Annotated in this window: 22 protein-coding genes and 1 tRNA gene; 20 read left to right on the top strand and 3 right to left on the bottom strand. The window is 42.9% G+C overall.

Going from position 1 to position 16,523, the window contains the following annotated elements:
* Positions 1–185: 185 nt before the first annotated feature.
* Positions 186–554, top strand: a complete 369-nt coding sequence (locus tag ACX27_RS09125; RefSeq protein WP_062291193.1) for a hypothetical protein — start codon at positions 186–188, stop codon at positions 552–554.
* 87 nt (positions 555–641) lie between these two features.
* Here the strand turns inward: ACX27_RS09125 and ACX27_RS09120 are convergent, their stop codons facing one another.
* Positions 642–992 (bottom strand): KGK domain-containing protein, encoded by a 351-nt coding sequence (locus ACX27_RS09120; protein ID WP_062291190.1) that lies wholly within the window; start codon positions 990–992, stop codon positions 642–644.
* A gap of 209 nt (positions 993–1,201) precedes the next feature.
* Here ACX27_RS09120 and ACX27_RS32825 point away from each other — a divergent pair, with 209 nt between their 5' ends.
* The 19 genes from ACX27_RS32825 to ACX27_RS09035 all read left to right on the top strand — a co-directional run bounded on the left by ACX27_RS32825 (position 1,202) and on the right by ACX27_RS09035 (position 13,824).
* Positions 1,202–1,705: a hypothetical protein gene (locus ACX27_RS32825; protein ID WP_200929930.1), complete on the top strand. Its 504-nt coding sequence runs from the start codon at positions 1,202–1,204 to the stop codon at positions 1,703–1,705.
* Positions 1,706–1,774: 69 nt separating this feature from the next.
* On the top strand, positions 1,775–2,026 hold the full coding sequence (locus ACX27_RS09110; RefSeq protein WP_062291185.1) for a hypothetical protein: 252 nt from the start codon (positions 1,775–1,777) through the stop codon (positions 2,024–2,026).
* On the top strand, positions 2,023–2,343 hold the full coding sequence (locus ACX27_RS31620; RefSeq protein ID WP_144427428.1) for a hypothetical protein: 321 nt from the start codon (positions 2,023–2,025) through the stop codon (positions 2,341–2,343). Before ACX27_RS09110 ends, ACX27_RS31620 begins: the two co-directional genes overlap by 4 nt.
* Before the next feature lie 157 nt (positions 2,344–2,500).
* On the top strand, positions 2,501–5,107 hold the full coding sequence (locus ACX27_RS09105) for a VapE domain-containing protein (protein ID WP_062291182.1): 2,607 nt from the start codon (positions 2,501–2,503) through the stop codon (positions 5,105–5,107).
* 332 nt (positions 5,108–5,439) lie between these two features.
* Entirely contained in the window at positions 5,440–5,745 is a 306-nt protein-coding gene (locus ACX27_RS09100; RefSeq protein WP_062291179.1) for a hypothetical protein, read from the top strand.
* A 3-nt stretch (positions 5,746–5,748) separates the two neighbouring features.
* On the top strand, positions 5,749–8,265 hold the full coding sequence (locus ACX27_RS09095; RefSeq protein WP_062291176.1) for a hypothetical protein: 2,517 nt from the start codon (positions 5,749–5,751) through the stop codon (positions 8,263–8,265).
* Between the two features lie 114 nt (positions 8,266–8,379).
* Entirely contained in the window at positions 8,380–8,580 is a 201-nt protein-coding gene (locus ACX27_RS33585; RefSeq protein WP_235526567.1) for a hypothetical protein, read from the top strand.
* A gap of 179 nt (positions 8,581–8,759) precedes the next feature.
* Positions 8,760–9,200, top strand: a complete 441-nt coding sequence (locus ACX27_RS33580; protein ID WP_235526566.1) for a hypothetical protein — start codon at positions 8,760–8,762, stop codon at positions 9,198–9,200.
* Between the two features lie 128 nt (positions 9,201–9,328).
* Positions 9,329–9,529, top strand: a complete 201-nt coding sequence (locus ACX27_RS09085) for a hypothetical protein (RefSeq protein ID WP_062291173.1) — start codon at positions 9,329–9,331, stop codon at positions 9,527–9,529.
* The gene (locus tag ACX27_RS33575; RefSeq protein ID WP_235526565.1) at positions 9,489–9,836 is read left to right on the top strand and encodes a hypothetical protein; all 348 of its coding nucleotides are present in this window, start codon (positions 9,489–9,491) and stop codon (positions 9,834–9,836) included. Before ACX27_RS09085 ends, ACX27_RS33575 begins: the two co-directional genes overlap by 41 nt.
* 36 nt (positions 9,837–9,872) lie before the next feature.
* On the top strand, positions 9,873–10,091 hold the full coding sequence (locus ACX27_RS09075) for a hypothetical protein (RefSeq protein WP_062291168.1): 219 nt from the start codon (positions 9,873–9,875) through the stop codon (positions 10,089–10,091).
* A gap of 170 nt (positions 10,092–10,261) precedes the next feature.
* Positions 10,262–10,579: a hypothetical protein gene (locus ACX27_RS09070; RefSeq protein WP_062291165.1), complete on the top strand. Its 318-nt coding sequence runs from the start codon at positions 10,262–10,264 to the stop codon at positions 10,577–10,579.
* A 33-nt stretch (positions 10,580–10,612) separates the two neighbouring features.
* Positions 10,613–10,921: a hypothetical protein gene (locus ACX27_RS09065; RefSeq protein ID WP_062291162.1), complete on the top strand. Its 309-nt coding sequence runs from the start codon at positions 10,613–10,615 to the stop codon at positions 10,919–10,921.
* Positions 10,922–10,923: 2 nt separating this feature from the next.
* Positions 10,924–11,556, top strand: coding sequence for a hypothetical protein (locus tag ACX27_RS33570; RefSeq protein WP_235526564.1), 633 nt, complete (start codon positions 10,924–10,926; stop codon positions 11,554–11,556).
* A gap of 3 nt (positions 11,557–11,559) precedes the next feature.
* Positions 11,560–12,264 (top strand): hypothetical protein, encoded by a 705-nt coding sequence (locus tag ACX27_RS09055; protein ID WP_062291159.1) that lies wholly within the window; start codon positions 11,560–11,562, stop codon positions 12,262–12,264.
* Positions 12,261–12,551 carry a hypothetical protein gene (locus ACX27_RS09050; protein WP_062291155.1) on the top strand — a complete coding sequence of 97 codons (291 nt, stop codon included), beginning with the start codon at positions 12,261–12,263 and terminating at the stop codon, positions 12,549–12,551. The genes ACX27_RS09055 and ACX27_RS09050 overlap by 4 nt, the downstream gene beginning before the upstream one ends.
* Complete coding sequence (locus ACX27_RS09045) at positions 12,529–12,975, top strand: hypothetical protein (protein WP_062291152.1); 447 nt, start codon at positions 12,529–12,531, stop codon at positions 12,973–12,975. The genes ACX27_RS09050 and ACX27_RS09045 overlap by 23 nt, the downstream gene beginning before the upstream one ends.
* A 193-nt stretch (positions 12,976–13,168) precedes the next feature.
* Entirely contained in the window at positions 13,169–13,378 is a 210-nt protein-coding gene (locus ACX27_RS09040) for a hypothetical protein (RefSeq protein WP_062291149.1), read from the top strand.
* Between the two features lie 92 nt (positions 13,379–13,470).
* Positions 13,471–13,824, top strand: a complete 354-nt coding sequence (locus tag ACX27_RS09035) for a hypothetical protein (RefSeq protein ID WP_062291146.1) — start codon at positions 13,471–13,473, stop codon at positions 13,822–13,824.
* Between the two features lie 81 nt (positions 13,825–13,905).
* Here the strand turns inward: ACX27_RS09035 and ACX27_RS09030 are convergent.
* A tRNA-Lys gene (locus tag ACX27_RS09030) sits at positions 13,906–13,977 on the bottom strand.
* 131 nt (positions 13,978–14,108) lie between these two features.
* Positions 14,109–16,334 (bottom strand): GAF domain-containing protein, encoded by a 2,226-nt coding sequence (locus tag ACX27_RS09025; RefSeq protein WP_062291140.1) that lies wholly within the window; start codon positions 16,332–16,334, stop codon positions 14,109–14,111.
* Positions 16,335–16,523 lie beyond the last annotated feature (189 nt).

Genomic DNA, 16,523 nt, shown 5'->3' with positions numbered 1-16,523 from the left:
TTGGCGGTAGGCTGCTATCTCTACTGGTTTGTTTTGAGTGTTGCAATCCTCTGAACGTGATGGACTATGCTATTATTTATTGCACGTGCAAAGACAAGAGTCAAGCAGCTTTCTTGTAACGCACGTGCATCTACCGTTCTGTTACACGTGCAATAATTAAGGGGTCAACTATATGGCGATACCAAATGGGAGAAAACCACAACCAGTCAACGGTCAACAAAACAGTAAATGCCACTCTGAGGATGTCGGCGGACGATTGGGAGTTGCTGAGAGAGAAAGCCTCTCAACTGGGACTGACCCGAACACAATTTTTTTATTCAAATAGCGAGGGGACAGATAAAACTAGAACATGGACTACTCCTGGAGGACAAACAACTCCTGGGGGAATCCGGCGTAGGCTGAATGAACTACATAAAGCTTGTTTAATCCTTATCGAATCTCAGCAGAGACAACTAGAGTTCAGCCTACAAGAGAGCAAAAAACTTGCAGAAGAAATGCAAAATCTGCAAGCGGTTCTATCAGAAGTAAGTGAATCTTTTTCAGAGGAAGAATAAAGCCGTCTAACCGATTTCGCGGGTAGACGGCTTTATTTGTGGCGGTTGCGTTGGTGCGATCGCCAAGTAATCAAATTATGAGCATGGTTATATGTCTAAATTTGTCCGTAAATCATCAAGTGGTGAGTTTGGGTCTTTCTGCGGGGGTAGTGCTGGTTCGTCAGGGATAAACTCTAACCGAAATCTGAATCTGCCTTTCATCCACCCTCCGCCACTCGCTCTCAAGACTTCGCACCTAAAACCTTCTTCCGTAAACCATTTGTGTTCAGGGGGAGGAAATCTGCCAGCCGTAGTCCAACTAATGATAGCCGTCATCAGCGAGTTCATCTTAACCATGTCTGACATGCCAAAACATAAACCCCCAGGAGCAGACACAACATCGTCATCGCTCAAGCCTGCCCTGTCTTCAGGGTAGCCAAGTCGATATTTTTTACTCATTAAATTTTCCTCGTTTGTTAGCTACACGGCGGATCAAGTTCGCAGCTTAGATCCGCCTTCCCTAATAATTCCCACTCCATGAAAGGCAATCACTTGTAGAGGCGCGAGCCAAAGTAATCAAATTATTCTAGGTGTGCTTATGAATCACTCAAGTAGCTTTAAAAACAAATACGGATATCCCCTGATGCTCGCAATGGGGATACCCGTAGATGCTGGAAAGAGTTGCATCACCAACTCATTTTATGGAAATTCTAGCTTACTGGTTTATCAAAACAATTGTTATGTTACTGGTATTTATATGTATTGATTACTACCAAAAATATAAGCACCAAAAACCTAAGCCCTCTACTGAGAAACAAGCCAGATATTCTCATACCTATCTCACCAATCCGAGAAATCGCCAACTACAAGCTCAACTTTTACAACTGCTACAAGGCGATGTCTCAACAGCCAAACAATTATTGTGGCAACAACGCCAATTCTTCCCAGGCAGGCATGACAACTGGTATCTGGCGAAAGTTATTTACAACGTGGAACACGGCATAGATGAACTCAGAGATTACGAAACTTATTCAAGACTTTTGGCGATGTTGCAGGGAGACAGTACTGCTGCTTCAAATCTAGTGAGCCAGCAGCAACAGATACATCCTGGTAAAACATATCACTGGTATCTCGAAAAAGTAATTTACGACTTGGAGCGTGATCGGCGTTGACCCTAACTCGAAGAAGTTTAGCGGCGGCTGACACATCCAAAGTCAGCCGCCATTTTTTTGAACATGACCATGACACAAAACAAAGACCACCTACTAGAACTGTGCCGCCCCTTCCTCCTGGATTTATCCACGGCAATAATCGAGTCTCTCAAATTCCCCAATGAGCCACTTTACGAAACAGTCGAAAAGCTGGAAGGTAAAACCCGCCTTCAATTGAGAGACTACGACAATATCAGCGACCTCACCGAAATTGACAAAATCAGAGTCTTGAGTGCGATCGCCACCTGGATGGAACAATCCCAAAGACCCAACCAACCATGAACGAACCAATTAACTGCGATGTCCGCAAAGAATTAAACCGTTATGAAAAACTACTGCTATTCCTGCGCCTCTGGCAATACGCCGCCATGCACTCAAAACTGTTCTACGCCTGTGAACTTCGCCTAATTGACCCGCCAATCAAAATATCAACAGCCTCATGGGGATGCCCCACCGCCGCATTCGTAATTTGCTTGTCCTTCTGCTATCCCCGCCTAATGCTGAGATTCCCCTATCCCATCATCAAATCATTCATTGAGGAGGTTAATTCCAGAGGAGAAACTATCAGCTATTTAGACGTTGATAGCGTGTTGTTTTAGTTAATTTCCTTGTCCAAAAAAAAACTCCAGTTTGGCGACTGGAGAATCAACAAAAAAAGGAATCTAAATATGAATAGAAACTTGTTTAGTTTCTCTTTCAGAGTAATTAATTGCTCTGAATTACTAACAATTATAGCATCAATCGGAGGGTAGAACAATGATTGCATCTACTCTTCAGAGTGTCAACTCATGTGCATCGCGACACTGGGATGAATGGAAATCAAGTGCTATTTCCGATGAAATAATAAATCTCAACTTTCGCACAATTGAAGATTCTAGCGAAATCGACAAAATACTAAATAGAAACAATAAAAGACGCTGGAAGCATTCAGAAGATTTAGTACCAGCATGGTGTGTAGCTGGTGTAGACCCCCTGACAGATGAACCGACACTACAAGGCGTTCAAGTTAAACCAGATAACCCACCTTTAGGTAAAGACGGTAAACCACAAAAGTATTTTGGTGCAAAAGATTTTGATACAGCACCACTGTTTTTAAACAATGGTTTAGCTGGGTATTGGAAATCAATAATTGATGACATTCTTAAATACGTACTCATTACAGAGGGTGCTAAAAAAGCAGCATCAGGGTTATCAATTGGTATTCCTACCATCAGTATTCCTGGTGTATCAACTTGCCGAAAAAAAGGAAGATTACATCCACTTTTAGAACTTTTTGCTGTACTAGGAAGAACATTCTATTTAGCCTTTGATAACGACGTACTTAAAAAGAAACAAGTACAGAATTCACTATTGGGTATGGCTAAAGAATTAGCCGCCAAAGGTAGCAAGGTCATGGTGATCATGTTGCCTGAAGGTGAAGCTAAAGGTATGGATGATTACATCGCCTTGCATGGTGAAGAAGCTTTCAAACAGTTGATTAAAGATGCGCTTACCTTTGAGGAATGGAAGGAACACATTGATTCTCTGGAATCAGAGGATGAGCCTTACAAGCGGAAATCCAAAGTAGCCCGAAACTTTCAGATAATTAATGACCGATGGGGTGAAAATCTGCGCTACAACACCTTAAAGAAAAGAGTTGAGCTACACGGCTCAGAACTCCCTGCTGATGATGTGCGATTAGCGGCGGCTCTCGAATTCGATGTTGATATGTCTACTTCAGATGTTCTCTCAATTGTTCGCACCATATCGAAAGCCAACGCTTATTCTCCCGTTGTTGATTACCTGGATGAAGTAGAAGCAAAATTTCCAGACATCAACCCATCATTTTTAAACAATCTGGCTGGGGAATACTTTGGCACTACCGACCCCATGCACACAACTTATTTCATCAAGTTTTTGGTTGCAGCTGTCGCCCGTGCCAGGAAGCCAGGGGAGAAGGTTGACTCTGTTTTTATGTTGGCATCTCAAAAGCAGGGATTATATAAGTCAACCTTCTTCAGAGTTCTGTTTGGGGATGATTGGTACAGCGACCAGTTAGGTGATGCCAGCGACAAGGATGAAAGACAGAAAATGCACCTTTACTGGTGTTTGGAGTGGGCAGAATTTGAAACCGTTTACAAGAAAAAGGACGTAGCAACCCTCAAAAATTTCATTACTGCATTAGAAGATGTTTTTCGAGCGCCTTATGACAGAGTACCCATAACTTATCCGCGTTCCTGCATATTTGTTGGCACTACAAATGAGCAAGAGATTCTCAATGACCCAACAGGTGACAGACGGTTTTGGGTTGTGCCAGTGAAGAAACGAATCGACGTGGTTCGAGTAATGCGGGACAAGGATAAAATCTGGGCTGCGGCCAATGCACTGTACAAATCTGGTTTTGAGTGGAAGCTAACTGATGAAGAAGAATCCCGGCGGGAGATACTCAACCGCGATTATCACAATATTGACCCGTGGTCGGAAGTTATCGAAACGCATATCACTGCTAACAATTTAAAATTCGTATCAACCGAAAGTCTTTACCGTCTACTGGATATTGAAGTGGCTCATCGCACCGGAGCCGAATCAAGACGAATCTCTAATATTATGCGCCGTCTGGGTTGGGGTCATAGTCGAGCCAAGATTGATGGCGTTTGGCGACGTGGTTGGGCTATTGAACAATCTGAAAATAAAAATTGTGATTTTTCTCAAAACGCGATTTTTGATGGATCACATGGATCAACCTCTGAAAGCCAGTCTATACAAGACACTCAAGTTGATCCATGTCTTTGTCATGACATGGATCGACATGGATCTAAGGGATCAAGTTTTCCACAAGTTCCAAATAATACAGAGCAAATGTTGATCCCGGAGATCCATCTTGATCCATGTCCAAAATCAGACATGGATCAGCTAGAACCCTCTCCCCACCTAGCTGATCCATGTGATCCATGTCAAAGTGCGATTTTGACAAAAACTCAAGATTTTTTTGATCACAATATCAAACCGACACAACCAGCTAATGAGTCAACTGGCGATCGCGCGGTTGAAACTCCCCCGCCAGCTAAGAAAAATATTGGAGTTGGTCAGGTTTGGTGGTGGCTACCGTTCAATCAGAAAGTTGAGATAGCTGAAATCAACAACAGATCACGCAAAGCCACAGTTAAAAGCTTGAAAACTGGGCGAACTGCACCCGCCAAGTACACCGAACTTTACCTACTGCCTGATGAAAACTGGACATTAAATATTGGACATCTGGTTGATTACGCTGGTGAGATTTGTGTAATTGTTGGGCGTGACCAACAGAAGGGCTGGCAACTTGAGTCTAGTTCGGGGCTGTTCATGTATGCCAAGTCCAAACAACTTAAGAAGCCAGAGTTGTAGAGAATGCGATCGCCCTACTGGATACAACTTCAATGGGCGATCGCGCTATCAAGATAATGGCTAATACTAAAAATTCACACAATCTTAACAATCAGTGCAGATACGGGTGATTGTCACTCTGTTTATGGTTGCAACTTCCGGTTTTACACCTCTGGAGGGTTAATCCGGTATAAATTATCGTGTCCATTGCTGTACTTGTTCTGAAACGTAGGTACAGCAAGGTTTAGCCTGCGTGAAGATATGCGTGTTTTACATAAAACTGGAAGATTTACACAGTTTTAGTTACTGAATAAAACTGATTTATTAACTCTCAAAATTGGTGAGATAGTTTTATGTCAGTTATTAACATTGCCACTCAAATTCCTAGCCAAATCGACACTTTAGAAAAATTAGCTGTTTGGTGTGGTTTAGCTCTCGCCAATGTCAACCCCTCTTTAACCGCAATTGAGGGTGTAGGGTATACAGAACGAGTAAGCCAAGCCGGAATTTTTTACGTACAAGCTGACAACAAATACAGAGCATTAATCAGACATTCTATTCAGATGTCTCCAGATTATCTCGCTGGAGGTTCAAAGCTTTGGACTTACGCACAAGAACTAAGTAACACAGCAATTCCTACAATTTTTACTGGTAACTAATTCATGAGTGATGTTGCCGTCCCTTATCGCTCTCTTGACTGGGCGAATGCTGACTTGTACGACGGCATCAGCGCCCGTCCAAAATCTTCAGTTCCCCTAGACATCCCTTTACAACTCAAGCCAAAACCAGAGGGTTCAACACCTGCTTACACCATTGGCGAGAAAAATTTAATTCTGGAAGAACAAGCGGCAATGCGCGAATACTTTCGCCAGCAAAAAGCCGCACAGGAAGCCAGAGAAGCCGAGATATTCAAGCGGGAACAAGCTCAACGAGACTTATTGAGGCAACGTCCCCCAACCGCCGAACCCTCTGAACCCAGAATTACAAATCGTAACCCAGCATGGGAACAGCCCACACCCACAACAAAATCGCCAACCCAAACACCGAGACCATCCAGCGCCAAACCACCACCGACACCAAATTCAAGTGCTGGCACACGCGGTTCGTCTGCATTTGAACCCACAATTACACCAGCACCAGTAACCTTTGCAGAACCTGTACCACCAATAGCACCGCCCAGAAGTAAACCCCCAGGTAATCCAACGCCAGCCGGAAGCGGACGGTTTGCCGGCCCTGCCATTGGTGCGGGAATAGATTTGGGAATGAGATTAGCTAGTGGACAGCCAGCTGGTCAAGCTGCCTTTGGTGCCGTGGGTAACTTCGCAGGTGCAGCTGCTGGGACTGCTATTGGTGCAGCCTTCGGGCCAGTCGGAATGTTTGTTGGTGGGATGATTGGTGGTTACGTTGGTGGCGCGATCGCAGATCAAATTTGGAATCACGCCTTCCCACCTCCAGCGACAGTAGCCCCGCAGCCATTCCAAGCACCGCCGCCATTTACAGGTGGTCAATCAGCAGTTCCTTACATTGTTCATTACAGTGCAATACCAGGTGATATTTACACCCAAAACAGAACTTCTAGTGTATTAGGGCCAGTAGAATCGGTTGAATTAGTCAGGATGAATGGCTTACCTTACGTCCAAATTGGCTGTCACGGCACAACCGAATTTGAAACTCCAACCCCTGGTATTTACTACGTTTTTGATGGGCCGTTGGGAAGCAGCGAAATCCTAACCTTAAGCAACGTCTACGTAGAAAGACTAGACGGGCAACCAGACATCGGCGGAAATATCCCCTCATTCACACCAGCACCGCCACCGGAAAACAGACCTTATACAATTCCCAACGATGGCGACTACGCCCCACCCCGCGCTTACCCTGGTGCTGGCACAAATCCCGGCCCATCAAACTATGCCGCACCAGGCACAGCACCAGGTGGCACACCAAGAGGTGACGCAGTTGGCTGGATGCCACATGGCGGACTAGCACCAGGGCAGAACCCCAACCCCACCCAATCACCAGGAAACTTAGGCGGCGAACTTCCGGCAACAACTCCCAACAATGCCCCAGGTTCTTCACCAAACAGTATCCCCGGCTGGCAATCAGCACCAACCGGACAAGGGCAGGGCAATGTACAGCCGGTGCCTCTGGGGAGTACAGGCACTGCATCCTTTTCAATACCTTTCATTCCAGCAATTGGTAAAGCCAACCCAACACCAGATAAAAATAGCCCTGCACCAAAAAACCAAGACCCCACCAAGCCCAAAACACCAACTACGCCTAGTACTGGTGGATTGAGTAAAGAAGAAACACAAGCCGCAGTTTGTGAATTAACACAGCCAACATCTTGTTTAGGGAAACCATTAAATCGAATTGAAGATAAAGCAAATCAGAACAACAACAAGCTTGACCAAAATAACAATAAATTAGACCAACTTAATGCTTTATTAAACGGGTTGGATTTAGCTGGTATCGCTGCTTTAAATTCCAAGCTAGATGTCATGAATGCCAAACTTGGCCCACAGTTACCCAATGGCGGACTTGGCGGATTATTATCAAGAGTCTGGGACAAACTTAATAAAGTTGCCGATTGGTTGAAACTTGACAGAATCTTAAACATTTTGATTTGGTGGCAGACTCTACATAATGCCTATATGTTGTCTAATAACTTGGCACAGACTTTATTCAGTGCAATCTCCAATGTATTAGCAGCAATAGGAATAAAAGATGCAGAAGGCAATCCAATAGACGTTAATGCAGTATTTGGTGGTGCTATTGATGAATTAGCCAAAGCACTCATAGGCGTTGAAACTTGGCAAGGCATGAAAGCTGAGTGGAAGAAGTGGAATAGGATTTATCAAGCTGCTGCTAATATTTTAAATGCCGTTCAATCAATTGGTTATTCAATATTAAGCGCATTAGAAGTAGTTGGTAGTTGGGTAGCATCTATAGGGAATGCTCTCAGAAAATGGGGGGAAGTTGGAGAACGTGCTTATCGATGGATGAACCCTACTCCCAACTTTCAAAATAAATTCTTTACTACCTTAGAGAATGTTGAAAATGTGGTCAGTCAAGTTGATACAGTCGCCAGTGAAGTGTTAAGCGTTCAAGAAAACATTAACCAAATTGGCGAAACAAAAAGAACAATTCACAAAAGCTTTAGGAGAGGAAAGCGGCAGTAAGCAAGGAACTGAGTCACCAGAAGCGACACAGGTTAAGGCTGCATTTGATATTTCTAAACTAGTCAGTGCTACAGGATTAGCAATAACAGATGAGGACAAGGAGGCAGACGAATAATGCCCTTACCCGAAGGTTTTAGCGAATGGGAGAACTTGCAAGATTTAGTCAGGCTTGAACACAATAAATCTGTTCGAGCCTACTTCAAAAATCAACCAGACGAGGATGTTTCTACACCAAAACGTAGATTAAAACATACCTGCATCATGAAGGACGACGACACCGCAACAATGACTTTTAATGCGAATGTGGTTGTTTGAAATTACTTGCGGTCATGCTCAATCATTACAGCGCCCGGTCTATGGTATTCCTTGGCAAGAATTTCAATTTGACCGTACTTTTAAACCGCAAATAAAACTTTATTTTTTTAGAACCTTATAATTTCTCTACACATGGGGATGGTACGCCACAATCAGAAGGCGAAATTACTTTTAGATTGATGAACGAATCTAGCGAAACCATTACTAGAAGTGATGCCGAAAGATTAGCTAGAGAAATCAAAACTGTTTTTGCTACTCCGCCTTTTACTTGGAATAAAGGCAAATTCAAATGTACCTACACAGATAAAGAACGCGGTTACGAATTGAAATTATTAGTAACAAGTAAAGCTGAAGGGGAACGAATCATCAAAGCTGTACTTTCTATTCAAAATCACCCGTTTGACCGTGATTATCTGCAATACATTGACAACGACCGAGTTTATTCATCAACTCCCGGTACACATCGAGTTTATGGGCGTACTGTCAAAAAATTTGTTCGCAGGCGAACAGCAGACGTAAAATTTCGCTTTGCACAATTACTAATTTGGGGACAACAAAACCCTGTAAATTTAGTTTCTGTTTCCGGCACTCGCCTGAGAAGCGTTATTGAACGGACGTAAGTGTAGATTTTGGAAATTGTGCCAAAAAATTTAACAGACAACCAAATGTTATCCGCCTGGAAATCATGACCCGCAAACCCTGCTATGACTGGAGTGTAGATAAATACAAGTCATAACCAAACACTGATATGGGCAGACGTAAAAGCGCCAAAGAACTAGAGAAACAATTGCAATACGCCAAGGCGCGTGAAGCATATAATCCACCTTTGAGAGAAGATGGTGCAGCTACGCGCAGACAACCCAAGGTAGCTGTTAAGTATGCTGTTCTTTCACCATTAGCTGAAGCTGATGCAGCATTTACAATTCAAGCATCACAAAAGGGGGCTTAATTTCTTCGGAGACCTCGCAGCATTAGGTCTAGCCGAATCCGATACAGACCCCTCAGCGCCGAGAGGATTTAAGCCAGCCACGATTCATGCAATGATCGCTGACTCTTCTCCCGCAGTCATTCGCGCTCAAGGCAGTAATCGTCCTTATGTTCGTTACGGTGCAGGTACTAGAGGTGGTGGTACTCAATACAATTTCACCGCACCAATCACGGCGGATACTCCTACAAACTTGAAAACCAAGGTAACTAGCATAATTGCCCGCCAAAAAAGGATCTGTTGGTGGTGGATATGGTCGGATCTGGTTTGAACCAGAAGATTATCCCTACGCAGCTAGTGGAGTATAATGCCTAACTTGTCTACTCCAGTTCTTTGGTATCCAGGACAGACAGAGGTTGATTTACAAGAGGAAATTGACCTGATGCTGGTTCGTACTAAGTGGACAAGTTCGTTTTTAAAAGGTGAAATTCAAGCTGATACCTTCCTAGATTTTCTGAATGAACAAGGCTATGACGTGTTCGACCTAGCCGACGATTGGGGTCTAGGGGATGGTATTACAAGTTGATTTAAAAGCCGTCGGAGCTTGGGAACTCACTTATTACCAAAAGCACACGGGCAATTTTAAATAACCGCCGAATCAAAGCGCCAATTATTGACCCGATTGAACTGCCCTACCTGACGGATAAACATCTATTCCTGGTTGGAGCAACCTCCAGCAAAGCCAAACCAAGCTGGGTGAGAGCAGGATACTTTTACCAGCAAATTGACGGCATCCAAATCAACGACGCGATCATCTTTGATGGATTAGGGGCAGTTCCCAGCACTGAGGTAGACTACAGCCGCAGGATGATCAAGCTCAACGCCATTGAGCTTGTTCAATTCCCCAAAATTTCAGATACATTCCGCCTACGATTTGAGGCACTACCCTGGATTGAAGAACTCACCCTTGGCGTTTGGGAGTACGTAGGAACAGAAACCGACTCTACAGAAGAATTAATTCAGGCTGTGAGAGCCAAATTAGAAACAATTGAATTCAAAATCGATAATCTATGACTTCATTAAGCTATTCAGCATTGGCTGAAAAAATTGCCCAATGGTGCAATTGAATTTGTTGGGAATAATCAAGTAAAACTCAATTTGAGTCTAGCTACAGAATCAGGCTCGACTCTAACATTAGATACCTCTTGTGTTAAGGGTATTGTCAAGTTAATGCAAGCGTTATCAGAGTTGACCGACCAAGTAAATGAAGAAAGAGTCAACGATAACCTGGCACCAATTCAGTTCGCCTCTATGCAACTTACTGGCACACCTGAATCACCAGAATATGAATTTACTGTGCGGGTGAAGGTGGATACAGCTTTGTTTATTGATAATCTTGATGATCCAACTGACTAATTATGCTCAACAACTCTAGCAATACGGTTGAGGTTATCCGATTTAATAATTGTACCCACGGGGAAAAAACATTTACCAAAAATGTCGGAGATGAGGTTTTAAACGAGAATAGCAATCGTCAATATGCGGTCTTTGTTAATAATTCACTTTACGATATCACCTTGATATTAGGTGATAAATCTAAAGGGACTGTTGGTAAAGGCATCATTTTAAAACCCCGTGGTGGTAGCTACGAAATTAATCAAACCAATCTCTATGTCGGCAAGGTTTCAGCTATATCTGCTAATAATTGCAAGCTTTCTTTTGTGGAGTGTGTTGAATTAATGGCTTTATACAATCCAGCAAGCGTTACTGTAGTTGAATCAACTAGTAGCACTTCTACTCCTTCAACCGTTGCCGCTTCTACAAATAGTCAAACCATCGCCGCCGCCAATTCCAATAGAAAAGGGTTAACTATTTGGAATAACTCAACAGCCACTTTGTATATTGACTTTGATTCGGCTGCTACTACCTCAGAAGCGGCAGTTCCAATTGCTGCTGGCGGATATTTTGAAATGCCATTTAATTACACTGGTGTAATTAGTGGTATTTGGAGTGCTGCAAATGGGAATGCTCTAGTAAGAGAATTGACCTAAAAAATGCCTTTAACTATTCCGCCTAGCACCTATGCCAGCCAAATAACTTTTAATCCAACTACTAACATTACCGCAAATACTGTACAAAATGCCATTGTTCAACTTTATGATTTAATGGCACATTTATCAGGTGATGAATCGATTGGAGGATTAAAAAGATTTACTGATACCACCCAAGCGACAAACACAACAACAGGCACTCGATTTGATGGTGGCGTTGGTATTGCTAAAAATCTCCATGTCGGCGGTAATTTAGTAGCTGATAATTTACCAAAAGCATCAGCGATTAGAACCAGTAGCACCTCAAGCCTTAGCACTAGTGCTGTAAATAAAATTGTTTTCAATTCAGAAGAAGTAGACAATCAAAACATTCATAATATATCTACTGGTAATTCTGTTATCCCTTCTGAATACGCTGGTGATTACTGTTTAGAAACTTACATTTCTGGAACTTTCACAACAGATGGGACGGCTACAACTAGGCTAAGACTTTCTGTTTATAAGAACGGCTCTTTTTTTAAAGATATAGCCAGAACCACAATACAGCCCACCTCTGGCGCTTTTACTTTAGCCGTTCATGGCTCCGTAACTCTATTTAATCTTGCAGCCAACGACACAATAGATATTCGTACTACAACAGCTACAAATAATGGGGCTACTTTTACGATTGATTCTGGTAGTTGGTTTTCGCTCTATAAAAAGCCATGACAATTCAAACCATAGAAATACAAAAAATCCCCCGAATCTGGCGCATTCAAGGCGACATTACAGAAGGCGATTTAAACACACTTGTTTTAGAAATATTTTGGCGAATTGATTGGGTGACACTAGAAGGCACAACTATTAATAATGAGTCGGGAGGAATGATTAAATTCACCACTACTTCAGAATTATTATTAAACTTCTCAACTATTGCTGAGGCTATTTACGCTCAAATAAACTCGCCAGAGATTCCACTAATAAATAATCCCGATGAAACTAGTAATAGCAGTTAATCCTGCCGCACCTCAGCCGCAGGGCATGAACGTCACTTTAGAATCAACTAGTATTTTTCTAGGGATAACTGTAAGCGTTGTGATGTTGGTAGGCACAGCCGTTAAAGTCGTTTCTAAATTTAATTCGATTACTAATCAGGTTCGAGATTTGAGAGAAGATTTAAACTCTCACTCTCAGGCGTTGGATCAAACCAAACTTTTAAGTGAGAAAATTTTCACGATTGAGAAAAGGTTTGAAATCCACTTACAGGATTATGTCAACTACAAGGATGCGACCCTTTTGGCTATTAACGGTAACAAAGAAAGAATCGACCATAAAGCCGAGAGGGCTGAGGACTACTTTAAAGAGTTGAAATTTGAAATTAAGGATCTTCAGGGATTCTTGCAAAAGCACCAGAATTTTAGAATCCGCAATGACCAGTGATACCCTCTGGGGATTCAGGGTAACTGAAAAATTAGGTTAATCAGACCAAAGTAAAACGCAAAGCCTAAACACAACATCCCTGCTAACTGTAGTCGTCCCCAAGGATAACCATACAAGTCATCGTAATAGGTTATAAACGTTGAGGGTAAAGACTCCCAGTATTTTAAAAATTCCTGAATTTTCTCTAACATATATGACTCAACACACATTAGAGCAGTATTTTAACCTTCACCAAGGTAAAGCTATTGATTTTTCACTGAGGGCAGAACATCGAGATGGCGGTTGGTTGTTCTACATTCATCCTCAAGGTGTTAACGGCGAAACCTGGGATTTTAGAGTCAACGGGAACCAGTTAACAAATATTGTTCCTGGAGAAGAGCAAGAACGCGATCGCAGTGAGTAACTCTCTGGGGATTCACTCTAGTCAGAAGTTTAGCGATAAAGCACTCATGAATACCCTACAATATGCTTGTTACACGGCAATGTAGGGTTTTTATGTCTGAACACGGCGGACGCAGAACAACCACTTGGGAGATAAGTAGCAGTTGGAAGCACGGCAAAACTAAAACCGTCAGAATCCCGATCGCACTTGAAGCACAAATCATGGATTACGCTCGGCGCTTAGACGCTGGAGATAGCTTGTTACACGGCAACTCAGCCGATGAGCGAGAGGTTATATTAAGCGCGATCGCCCGATATATTGGCTACAAAAATACTCACTACCACGCCAATCAGCACAGCAAGACACTCGACATCAGCACCAGGGCTTGGGATGAACTGCGGAGGTTTCGGGGGATGGTCGCTCAAGAACCGGAGAAACTGGGAATTAAAATAAACAAGACGACTTAAAAGCAAGGGTTTTGAGGCGGGATATTCTCTTGATTTAGTCACGTTTTAGTCAAACGCAAGTATCGAAAATTCTCAAAGCAGTGGGTGACGAGGGATTTGAACCCGCAACCAATAGATTAAGAGTCTACTGCTCTACCGTTGAGCTAGTCACCCCCACTGCATAATGATTATAGCAGCTTTTGTGGTGTGATGCCAAGGTAAAGTTAATCAGGAAGCGGGTTACAGCGTAGTTGATCTAACAGAATTTAGAAGTCAGTGGCTCATTCTGACTGCTAAATTCTAGTTCATCTGGGCAATGTAATGATGAAGGTGGTTTGGTGATTTACGCTCTCTACATTAATTGACCCGCCTAAATGCTTGACCATTTTCTGCACTAAAGCCATTTCTAAGCCTGTACCGCTATACGTCCAGGGGTCATTTTTCATTAGGCGATGGAACGGTTCAAAAATTCGGGGTATTTCACTGGCGGGAATTTCTAAGCCGGAGTTGTGAATCTTGAGTTGCACTGCATCAACTGTCAAATCAGCCGAAACGGTGATGACTTCGCCTGATGGGGTGTATTTGCAAGCATAGCTTAAAAGTTCGGTGACTATGCGTTCTAAATCGGTGATGTCTGTTTCTAGGGGTGGGAGTTGATGATTAATATTGAGGTATAGTTTTTGTTTTTGGCAATGGGAAATGTCTCGAAATGACTCAACAATGGGTGGTAGCCATGTTTGTAAGTCAATAGTAATCAATGTGGCTATATTTGGTTCGGCTTCGAGATAAGAAAGCTGCATCAAATCGTTGATTAACTTACTTTCTCGCCCACATTCGTTTTGCAAAATCTGCAATAGTTGGGGGACAAGTTCGATATCTAAGATGCCTTCTGGGGTGAGGACACTTTCGAGGGTTTGGGCGGCAAGGCTAATGCTGGTTATAGGTGTGCGTAGTTCGTGGGAGAGGGTTCGCAAGAATTCGTTTTTGCGGCGTTCTTGCTGTTCTAATGTTTGCATTTGGGCTTGAGTGGTGGATGCTGTTTTGGCTTGGCGAAGGGCGATCGCACATTCATTTGCTACCTGCTGCACTAAACTGATTTCAAATTCATCAAACATTTCTTGGCTTGGTCGATGCAGCCATAAGTTACCCAAAATGCCTTGGTTATCAAAAATTGGGCAAGCTAACTGAGTCATAACCCTGAGTTGTGGGTGCCATCCCGGAATGATTTCTAAAGATTGCCAATGTTGTTTGGCTAACAATGGTTGATAAACTTCTGGCAAGTCGGCAATTTGGCGGGTTAATCCTTGAGATTCTGGGGTGCTAGTGCTGTATTCATAGATAACAGTTGTTTCACTACCACCAGCATTGTAAGTTTCAAGGTAACAAGACTGGAGTTGGAATAACTGAGTTAGTTCTTGAGTGGCTGTTTGCATTACCTGGGTTGCAGATTGATGGTCGCGGATTTGTTCGGTAATGCGACACACTAATGTTTGAAAGTTATTTGCTTGCTGTTTTTGCAGTTCTAGCTGGGTTTGCAAATGCTGTACTTGTTCTTGCAATTTGGCTTGGTGGACGGCTATGCCAATTTGGGTGGCTAGTTGTTTGAGTAAGTCAATTTCGATTTCTTGCCATTGATGGGGTTGATGACAATGCTGGGCGGTGATTAACCCCCAAAGCTTTTGTTGTGACCAAATGGGGACAACTAAATTTGCCCTGACTGGCCAAGATTCCAGTAAATTAATTTGGTCAGGATGTAATCCATCTGTGTAAATATCTTCAATAATTTGAATGCAACCGCGTCCACTGCGTTCTTGATATTTGCCAATCAAACTAGGATCGGGGAATTTCTGCCCTAAACAAGAATTGGCGGTGACTGTCGATTCCGCAATGACTACGCCAGTCTCATCAGGCTGCATGGCATAAACTAAAATGCGATCGCACCCCAAACAATGCCGCACTTCTTTGACAAGTTGATGCAGCAATGTATCTAAGTCTAACGATTCTCGAATCCATTGGGCGATCGCTTCTAGGAGTTGTTCTTGCGCTGTTTGAATTTCTTTTGCTTGGGCTACCTGCTTCACGGGAGTGATATTACTACTTGTGCCAATCAGTCGATAAATGCGAAAGTTTGTATCTCGCAATGGTGTTAATGTGGTACTCCACCAAGTCGCCACTCCTTGAAATTGCAAGCATTGTTCGTAGGAAATGGTTTTACCAAACCGCACGCAGTCAGCATAATGCTGACGCACATTTGCCGCATCATCAGGCGAGAGAATATCTTCTGGTTTTTTTCCCTTCAGATTCTCAGAACTAATGCCAATCCATCGTTCATGGGTGGGGTTTAAGGCTACGTAGCGAAAATCTCCATCATCTAGCACATCCACGATAAATATAGATGTCTGCACAGAATTATAAATGCTCAGTAAAAACTGTTCACTACCACTGTGTTTCGCTAATTCTGGGTCAAAGAGAATTTGAGAATGCAATTGTTGTTTCAACTCAACGGTTGATTCACCCGGATTTATATTCATGGGAGAGTCCCTGTCTGCTATTAATGACTCCTCTAAGCGCAACCCCTGATGATGCTAAGTGATGAAAAATGATTTTTTGCACTTACAGCAAAGCATTGTCGGTCTTTGCTCAACTGATTTTTGGATCTTTTTCTATTCTTATCAGAAATATCGGAAATTTAATAGCAGTCAACTCAACAAATATATCTC

It is taken from the genome of Nostoc piscinale CENA21 (assembly GCF_001298445.1).
Classification (GTDB): Bacteria; Cyanobacteriota; Cyanobacteriia; order Cyanobacteriales; family Nostocaceae; genus Nostoc_B; species Nostoc_B piscinale_A.
The sequence above is the reverse complement of the archived record's forward strand: the minus strand, read 5'-3'. Positions and strand labels throughout refer to the sequence as shown.

What these genes read in the sequence shown, in the direction of transcription:
- ACX27_RS09125 (WP_062291193.1), top strand. Translation starts at nt 186, where the DNA reads ATGGGAGAAAACCACAACCAGTCAACGGTCAACAAAACAGTAAATGCC.
- ACX27_RS09120 (WP_062291190.1), bottom strand. Translation starts at nt 992, where the DNA reads ATGAGTAAAAAATATCGACTTGGCTACCCTGAAGACAGGGCAGGCTTG.
- ACX27_RS32825 (WP_200929930.1), top strand. Translation starts at nt 1,202, where the DNA reads ATGCTGGAAAGAGTTGCATCACCAACTCATTTTATGGAAATTCTAGCT.
- ACX27_RS09110 (WP_062291185.1), top strand. Translation starts at nt 1,775, where the DNA reads ATGACACAAAACAAAGACCACCTACTAGAACTGTGCCGCCCCTTCCTC.
- ACX27_RS31620 (WP_144427428.1), top strand. Translation starts at nt 2,023, where the DNA reads ATGAACGAACCAATTAACTGCGATGTCCGCAAAGAATTAAACCGTTAT.
- ACX27_RS09105 (WP_062291182.1), top strand. Translation starts at nt 2,501, where the DNA reads ATGATTGCATCTACTCTTCAGAGTGTCAACTCATGTGCATCGCGACAC.
- ACX27_RS09100 (WP_062291179.1), top strand. Translation starts at nt 5,440, where the DNA reads ATGTCAGTTATTAACATTGCCACTCAAATTCCTAGCCAAATCGACACT.
- ACX27_RS09095 (WP_062291176.1), top strand. Translation starts at nt 5,749, where the DNA reads ATGAGTGATGTTGCCGTCCCTTATCGCTCTCTTGACTGGGCGAATGCT.
- ACX27_RS33585 (WP_235526567.1), top strand. Translation starts at nt 8,380, where the DNA reads ATGCCCTTACCCGAAGGTTTTAGCGAATGGGAGAACTTGCAAGATTTA.
- ACX27_RS33580 (WP_235526566.1), top strand. Translation starts at nt 8,760, where the DNA reads ATGAACGAATCTAGCGAAACCATTACTAGAAGTGATGCCGAAAGATTA.
- ACX27_RS09085 (WP_062291173.1), top strand. Translation starts at nt 9,329, where the DNA reads ATGGGCAGACGTAAAAGCGCCAAAGAACTAGAGAAACAATTGCAATAC.
- ACX27_RS33575 (WP_235526565.1), top strand. Translation starts at nt 9,489, where the DNA reads ATGCAGCATTTACAATTCAAGCATCACAAAAGGGGGCTTAATTTCTTC.
- ACX27_RS09075 (WP_062291168.1), top strand. Translation starts at nt 9,873, where the DNA reads ATGCCTAACTTGTCTACTCCAGTTCTTTGGTATCCAGGACAGACAGAG.
- ACX27_RS33570 (WP_235526564.1), top strand. Translation starts at nt 10,924, where the DNA reads ATGCTCAACAACTCTAGCAATACGGTTGAGGTTATCCGATTTAATAAT.
- ACX27_RS09055 (WP_062291159.1), top strand. Translation starts at nt 11,560, where the DNA reads ATGCCTTTAACTATTCCGCCTAGCACCTATGCCAGCCAAATAACTTTT.
- ACX27_RS09050 (WP_062291155.1), top strand. Translation starts at nt 12,261, where the DNA reads ATGACAATTCAAACCATAGAAATACAAAAAATCCCCCGAATCTGGCGC.
- ACX27_RS09045 (WP_062291152.1), top strand. Translation starts at nt 12,529, where the DNA reads ATGAAACTAGTAATAGCAGTTAATCCTGCCGCACCTCAGCCGCAGGGC.
- ACX27_RS09040 (WP_062291149.1), top strand. Translation starts at nt 13,169, where the DNA reads ATGACTCAACACACATTAGAGCAGTATTTTAACCTTCACCAAGGTAAA.
- ACX27_RS09035 (WP_062291146.1), top strand. Translation starts at nt 13,471, where the DNA reads ATGTCTGAACACGGCGGACGCAGAACAACCACTTGGGAGATAAGTAGC.
- ACX27_RS09025 (WP_062291140.1), bottom strand. Translation starts at nt 16,334, where the DNA reads ATGAATATAAATCCGGGTGAATCAACCGTTGAGTTGAAACAACAATTG.